The organism is Cupriavidus sp. MPR-AND1C (assembly GCF_058809705.1).
In genome coordinates this window covers 1-6,182 of record NZ_JBXASU010000165.1, presented here as the reverse complement: position 1 = coordinate 6,182, position 6,182 = coordinate 1, and the positions used below count along the sequence as shown (strand labels likewise).

At 67.2% G+C, this 6,182-nt stretch carries 5 protein-coding genes; all 5 read left to right on the top strand.

The features are described from left to right. Positions 1 to 208: 208 nt before the first annotated feature. The 5 genes from AC1RWI_RS37445 to AC1RWI_RS37425 all read left to right on the top strand — a co-directional run bounded on the left by AC1RWI_RS37445 (position 209) and on the right by AC1RWI_RS37425 (position 5,967). Positions 209 to 883 (top strand): response regulator, encoded by a 675-nt coding sequence (locus tag AC1RWI_RS37445; RefSeq protein WP_043352486.1) that lies wholly within the window; start codon positions 209 to 211, stop codon positions 881 to 883. Beyond that, complete coding sequence (locus AC1RWI_RS37440; protein ID WP_043350992.1) at positions 883 to 2,352, top strand: sensor histidine kinase; 1,470 nt, start codon at positions 883 to 885, stop codon at positions 2,350 to 2,352. Before AC1RWI_RS37445 ends, AC1RWI_RS37440 begins: the two co-directional genes overlap by 1 nt. 399 nt (positions 2,353 to 2,751) lie before the next feature. Continuing rightward, positions 2,752 to 3,720, top strand: a complete 969-nt coding sequence (locus tag AC1RWI_RS37435) for a tripartite tricarboxylate transporter substrate binding protein (RefSeq protein ID WP_082054954.1) — start codon at positions 2,752 to 2,754, stop codon at positions 3,718 to 3,720. 242 nt (positions 3,721 to 3,962) lie between these two features. After that, complete coding sequence (locus tag AC1RWI_RS37430) at positions 3,963 to 4,436, top strand: tripartite tricarboxylate transporter TctB family protein (RefSeq protein WP_043350988.1); 474 nt, start codon at positions 3,963 to 3,965, stop codon at positions 4,434 to 4,436. Positions 4,437 to 4,452: 16 nt separating this feature from the next. After that, positions 4,453 to 5,967 (top strand): tripartite tricarboxylate transporter permease, encoded by a 1,515-nt coding sequence (locus AC1RWI_RS37425; protein WP_006162311.1) that lies wholly within the window; start codon positions 4,453 to 4,455, stop codon positions 5,965 to 5,967. The last annotated feature ends 215 nt before the right edge of the window (positions 5,968 to 6,182 follow it).

Sequence of the window (6,182 nt, the reverse complement as noted above, 5' to 3'; positions counted from 1 at the left end):
GAGGGGGGCAGCTTGCGCAAGGCGGGACCCATCGGTGGTGACATCGGTGGCCAAAAGGGGCCATGGCGCACTCGCCGCGCGCAGCCCGGGGCGGAGGTATTATAAGCGCCCGCGGCGTGTCCTCGCGGGGGCGGCGGCCTTGCCAGCCATGGCGGCAGAGCCATCGCATGATTTCAAACGGACGCTTATCTGGCAGGGGAGGACCGCCGTGCGCTTATTGCTGGTGGAAGACGAGATTGAACTGGCGCGCTGGGTTGCGCGTGCCCTGGAGCAGGGCGGCTTCGTCATCGAGCATGTGGCCGATGGCCTGCAGGCCGAGGCGCGGCTGATGGCCGAGGAATACGACGTGGTGGTGCTGGACCTGCGCCTGCCCGGCAAGGACGGGCTGGCCGTGCTCAAATCCATGCGCGGGCGCGACGACCGCACCCCGGTGCTGATCCTGACCGCGCAAGACACGCTCGACGAGCGCGTGCGCGGCCTGAACCTTGGCGCCGACGATTACCTGCCCAAGCCCTTTGCCATTGCCGAGCTGGAAGCCCGCATCCTGGCGCTGATCCGGCGTAGCCGCGGCCGCGCCCATCCGCGCCTGCAGTGCGGCACGCTGGTGTTCGACGGCGAAACGCGCAGCTTTACGCTTGAAGGCGCGCCGCTCGCGCTGACCCCGCGCGAATCGACCCTGCTGGGCGCGCTGCTGGCCAAGAGCGGCCAGCCGCTGACCAAGGCACAACTGCTCGACAAGGTGTTCTCGCTCGATGCCGACGTCAGCCCCGATGCCATCGAAGTGCTGGTCTACCGGCTGCGCAAGAAGCTCTCGGGCCACGGCGTGACCATCGTCACGCTGCGTGGCTTCGGCTACCTGCTGGAACCGGAAGGACAGCCCTGATGCTGAGCCGCCTGCCACGGCACTGGTTGCGGCACTGGCTGCAAGGCAGCCTGCGCCGTCAGTTGCTGCTGCTGCTCGTGCCCGCGCTGGCGGCCATGATGGCGCTCGACACGTGGCTGACCTACGGCACGCTGCGCGATGCGGCCAACGCGGCGTACGACCGCTCGCTGTACGGCTCGGTGCGCGCCATCGACAACGCCATCGGCATGGCCGGCGAAAGCGTGCAGATCGCGCTGCCGGATGCCGCCATGGAGATGTTCGAGACCGCGGCGCAGACCCATGTCTTCTACCGCGTCTCGCTGGAACGCAACGGCAAGATCGAAACCGTCACCGGCTACGACGACCTGCCGCTGCCCAGGGGAGAGATCGCCAGCAACCAGCCTCGCTTCTACGACGCCGACTATCGCGGCGACCCGGTGCGCATCGCCGTGCTGGCGCACCCGGTGTATCGTCCCAACGCCCACATGCGCGTGCTCGTGCAGGTGGCGGAAACCGCCGAGCCGCGCTTTGCGCTGATCGCCACCGTGTGGCGCGGCGCGCTGGCGCGCGACGTGCTGCTGATCCTGATCAGCGCGGGCATCCTGGTGGCCGGCATCACCTATGTGCTGCGCCCGCTGGCGCGCGTGCGCGACGACGTGCAGGCGCGTTCCGCCGACGACCTCACGCCGCTGGCCTTCGACCATGTGCCCATGGAAGTCCGCCCGCTGGTTGACGCGGTCAACCTCCATGTGTCGCGCTCGGCCGCCATGACGCAGGCCCAGGCGCAATTCATCGCCGACGCCGCGCACCAGCTGCGCACGCCGCTGGCCATCCTCAAGACGCAGGCCGAATTCGCCCAGCGCCAGCTTTGCGCCAGCGCCGACCCGGCGCGCGCGCGGGATGCCGCCGGGGAGGCGGTAGGCGGCATCGTCACGCAGCTGGAGCAGGCCGCGCGCCTGACCAACCAGTTGCTGGCGCTGGCGCGGGTACGGCAGCACCCAGGCAGCGACGCGCCTGGCGACGCCGAACCGCTGGAGCTGATCGATGCCGTGGCCGTGGCCGAGCAGGTGGCGCTGGACTACTTGCCGCTGGCGCGCGGCAAGCAGCAGGATTTTGGCTGGGAGCGGCCACAGGGGCTGGCGCTGCCCGTGCGGGCCGATGCCGCGCTGTTGCGCGAAGCCTTTGCCAATCTTGTCCACAACGCGATCCAGTATTCGCCGCGCGGCAGCCGCATCACGCTTTCCGCCGCGCGCGTCGGGGACGCCGCCTGCCTGGTGGTCGAGGACGACGGGCCGGGCATTCCTGCCGAGGAACGCGAGAAAGTATTTGCGCGGTTCTACCGGCGGGTTGGGAACGTGGAGCCGGGCTCCGGCCTGGGACTGGCCATTTCCCGCGAAATGGCGGCGCGCTTCGGAGGCACGGTAGCGCTGGGGACTGGGCTGCAGGGCAAAGGGGTCCGGGCGGTCCTGACGCTGCCGACCGGGGAATGACAGGACATCAGAGGGCATGACAGGACATGAGAGGGCGCTAAAAAGACCAAAAAGTCTAAAAGAGCAAATGTCCATACATCCATCCCCACGTAAACCCCACCCCATTGCCTGACAAATTGACAGCCTTTTGACAGTTTCTACCCCCTAGAATCGCGCCATGGCCGCTGTACCGGCCAGACCAAGTCAGAAAGCCAAGAACAAGTCCGGCATGCAAGCGCTGCCAGGGACAGGAGACAACGCCGAGCCACCCGGTCAACGCACGCAGCGCCGGCGCACCGCACGACTCTCCCGCCCCCGACAGCCAGCTTCACTGCCAGCCGGACACCTCCGGGTCGGTCCTCGCCAGCAACGCCGGCAACCGTTCACCGGCAATCCTCTGAAAAAGAACAGGAGACCGTAATGCGTCGTTCGATTCATCGCTTTGCCCACGTCGTCATGGCTTCGGCCGCGATCACCGCCACCGTGGCCGCCGCGCCCGCGTTCGCGCTCGACAGCGTGAAGTTCATGATCGGCGCCAACCCGGGCGGCGGTTTCGACCAGACCGGCCGCTCGCTGGGTGCGGCGCTGGTTTCCGCCGGCGTGGCCAAGACGGCCTCTTACGACAACAAGGGCGGCGCGGGCGGCACCATCGGCCTGACGCAGTTCGTCAATACCGACAAGGGCAACCCCAACGCAATGATCGTCACCGGCGCGGTGATGGTTGGCGCCATCGAAACCAACCATCCCCCGGTCACGCTGAAGAACGCTACCCCGATCGCTCGCCTGTTCGCCGACACCATGGTGATCACCGTGCCGGCGAACTCGCCGCTGAAGTCCATGAAGGACCTGACCGCGCAGCTCAGGGCCAACCCGGGCAGCGTGAGCTGGGGCGGTGGCTCCAAGGGTTCGATCGACCACATCCTGGCGGGCCTGGTGGCCAAGGAAAGCGGCGTGGACCCGAAGAAGATCAACTACGTGCCCTTCCAGGGCGGTGGTGAAGCCTCGGCCTCGATCCTGGGCGGCCACGTGACCGTCGGCCTGGCCGGCGTGTCCGAGTTCCTGCCCTTCATCAAGAGCGGCAAGATGCGCGCACTGGCCGTGACCTCCAAGGACCGCACCGCCGATATCCCGACGCTCAAGGAGCAGGGCATCAACGTGGAGATCTACAACTGGCGCGGCGTGTACGGCGCGCCGGGCATCACCGCCGAGCAACGCAAGGCGCTGGTGGATGCGGTGGTCAAGGCGACCGAGACCCCCCTGTGGAAGGAAACGCTGGCCAAGAATGACTGGACTCCGTTCCTGCTGACCGGCGACGAGTTCGGCAAGTTCGTGGACAGCGAGTCGGCCCGCCTGGGCGGTTCGCTGCGCGAGCTGGGCGTGGCGAAGTAAGCTGCCCCGCCCGAGCGTTTCACTGCTTGATCGTTTCAGCGTTTTACCTGTCGGCCCTGCCTGCGGCGCACCGTAACGCTCGGTGCGCATGCGGCAGGCGGGGGTCCGGTGTCCACCTGCGATACCCAAAAACCAAACTACACATCGCCGGACCCCCGCCTTGAGCGGGGACGACAAACCGCGGGACGCCAAGGGCCGGACAACACGGCCGCAGGCACCGCTTGAAGGAGCCACTTCCAATCATGAAACCCTCACACCTGGCGATCGGCATTGCCGTATTGCTGCTCTCCGCCTTCTACTTCGTCGGCCTGTCTGGCATCTCCGGCGACGAAGGCTATGCCGGCCTGTCGCCGCGCTTCATGCCCACGCTGGTTGCCATCGGCCTGGCCGCATGCGGCGCGGCGCTGACCTGGCAAGGCATTCGCGGCGGCTTTCGCAACATGCCGGAAGAAGACGCCGAACTGCCCGACGCCCCGCACAATTTCCGCGGCTTCCTGTGGGTGGCCGCCGGCCTGGTGGCCAATATGGCGCTGATCGGCACGCTGGGCTTTGTGCTGGCGTCGACCCTGCTGATGGTCTGCGTGGCACGTGGCTACGGCAGCAAGCGCTTTGTGCGCGATGCCCTGATCGGCCTGTGCATTACGTTGCCGATGTGGGCACTGTTTGAATTCCTGCTCGGCATCAATTTGCCGTTGCTGCCCGTCGCCGGGTTCTGAACGGAGCTGATGATCCATGGATACGCTTAATCTGCTGATGCATGGCTTTGCCATCGCCATCACGCCAATCAACCTGATGTGGGCCCTGGTGGGCTGCTTCCTGGGCACCGCCATCGGCGTGCTGCCGGGCATCGGCCCCGCGCTCACGGTAGCGATGCTGCTGCCGCTGACCGCCAAGGTGGAACCCACCGCTGCGCTGATCATGTTCGCCGGCATCTACTACGGCGCCATGTACGGCGGCTCCACCACCTCCATCCTGATGAACACGCCGGGCGAGTCGTCGACCATGGTCACGGCGATGGAAGGCAACCTGATGGCCAAGAGCGGCCGCGCCGGCCCGGCGCTGGCCACCGCGGCCATCGGCTCGTTCGCCGCCGGCACCATCGCCACCGTGCTGCTGTCGATGTTCGCGCCGGTCGCGGCCGACGTGGCGCTGCAGTTCGGGCCCGGCGAGTACTTCATGATCATGCTGCTGGCCTTCACCACGGTGTCGGCGGTGCTGGGCTCGTCCTTGCTGCGCGGCATGACCAGCCTGTTCCTGGGCCTGGGCATCGGCCTGATCGGCATGGACTCGCTGTCGGGCCAGACGCGTTACTCGATGAATGTGCAGGAGCTGTACGACGGCATCGACATCGTGGTGGTCGCGGTCGGCCTGTTCGCGGTGGGCGAGGCGCTGTTCAACGCCTTCTTCCCGCAGCCCGCTGGCGGCTTCAACAAGCTCAGCTCGGTCATGATGACCAAGTCGGACTGGAAGCGCTCGGTGCCGGCGTGGATCCGCGGCACCATCATCGGCTTCCCCTTCGGCCTGATCCCGGCTGGCGGCGCGGAGATCCCGACCTTCCTGTCGTACGCCACCGAGAAAAAACTGTCCAAGCACAAGGATGAGTTCGGCACGGTGGGCGCGATCGAAGGCGTGGCGGGCCCCGAGGCCGCCAACAACGCCGCCGTGACGGCCACGCTGGCCCCGCTGCTGACGCTGGGCATCCCCACCTCGAACACCACCGCGATCCTGCTGGCGGCGTTCCAGAACTACAACCTGCAGCCGGGCCCGATGCTGTTCCAGACCTCGGGCGACCTGGTGTGGGGCCTGCTGGCTTCGCTGTATATCGGCAACGTGATGCTGCTGGTGCTGAACCTGCCGGCGATCGGCCTGTGGGTGCGCATGCTGCGCATCCCCACGCCGCTGCTGTATGGCGGCATCCTGATCTTCGCGGGCCTGGGCGCCTACGGCATCCGCCAGTCGTGGTTCGACCTGCTGCTGCTGTTCATCATCGGCGTGCTGGGCATGGCCATGCGCCGCTTCGACTTCCCCACCGCGCCGGTGATCGTGGGCATGATCCTCGGGCCCATCGCCGAGAAGCAGCTGCGCAATGCGCTGTCGATCAGCCAGGGCGACTGGTCGATCTTCGTGACCCAGCCGATCTCGGCCACCATCCTGGCCATGACGGTGGCGGTGGTGCTGATCCCGCGCATCCTGGGCTGGCTGGCCCGGCGCTCGGCGCGTGGCAAGGTGGCTGACGCCACCGGTTGATTGGCGCAAAATGCGGGCAAGGCCCGGCACTCCAGGGTGCCGGGCCTTTTGACTGTTCACTGTTCACTGTTGACTCTTGACCCGGCTGGCACCGCGCATGTGGTCTCCCCTCTCCCACTGGTGGGGAGGGGCCGGGGGAGAGGGCGGGCGCTGGCTACGCCGCCACGCTGGAAAAAACCATGGGCTGCGTTTCTCGTGGTTCCTAGCTAAGCGGG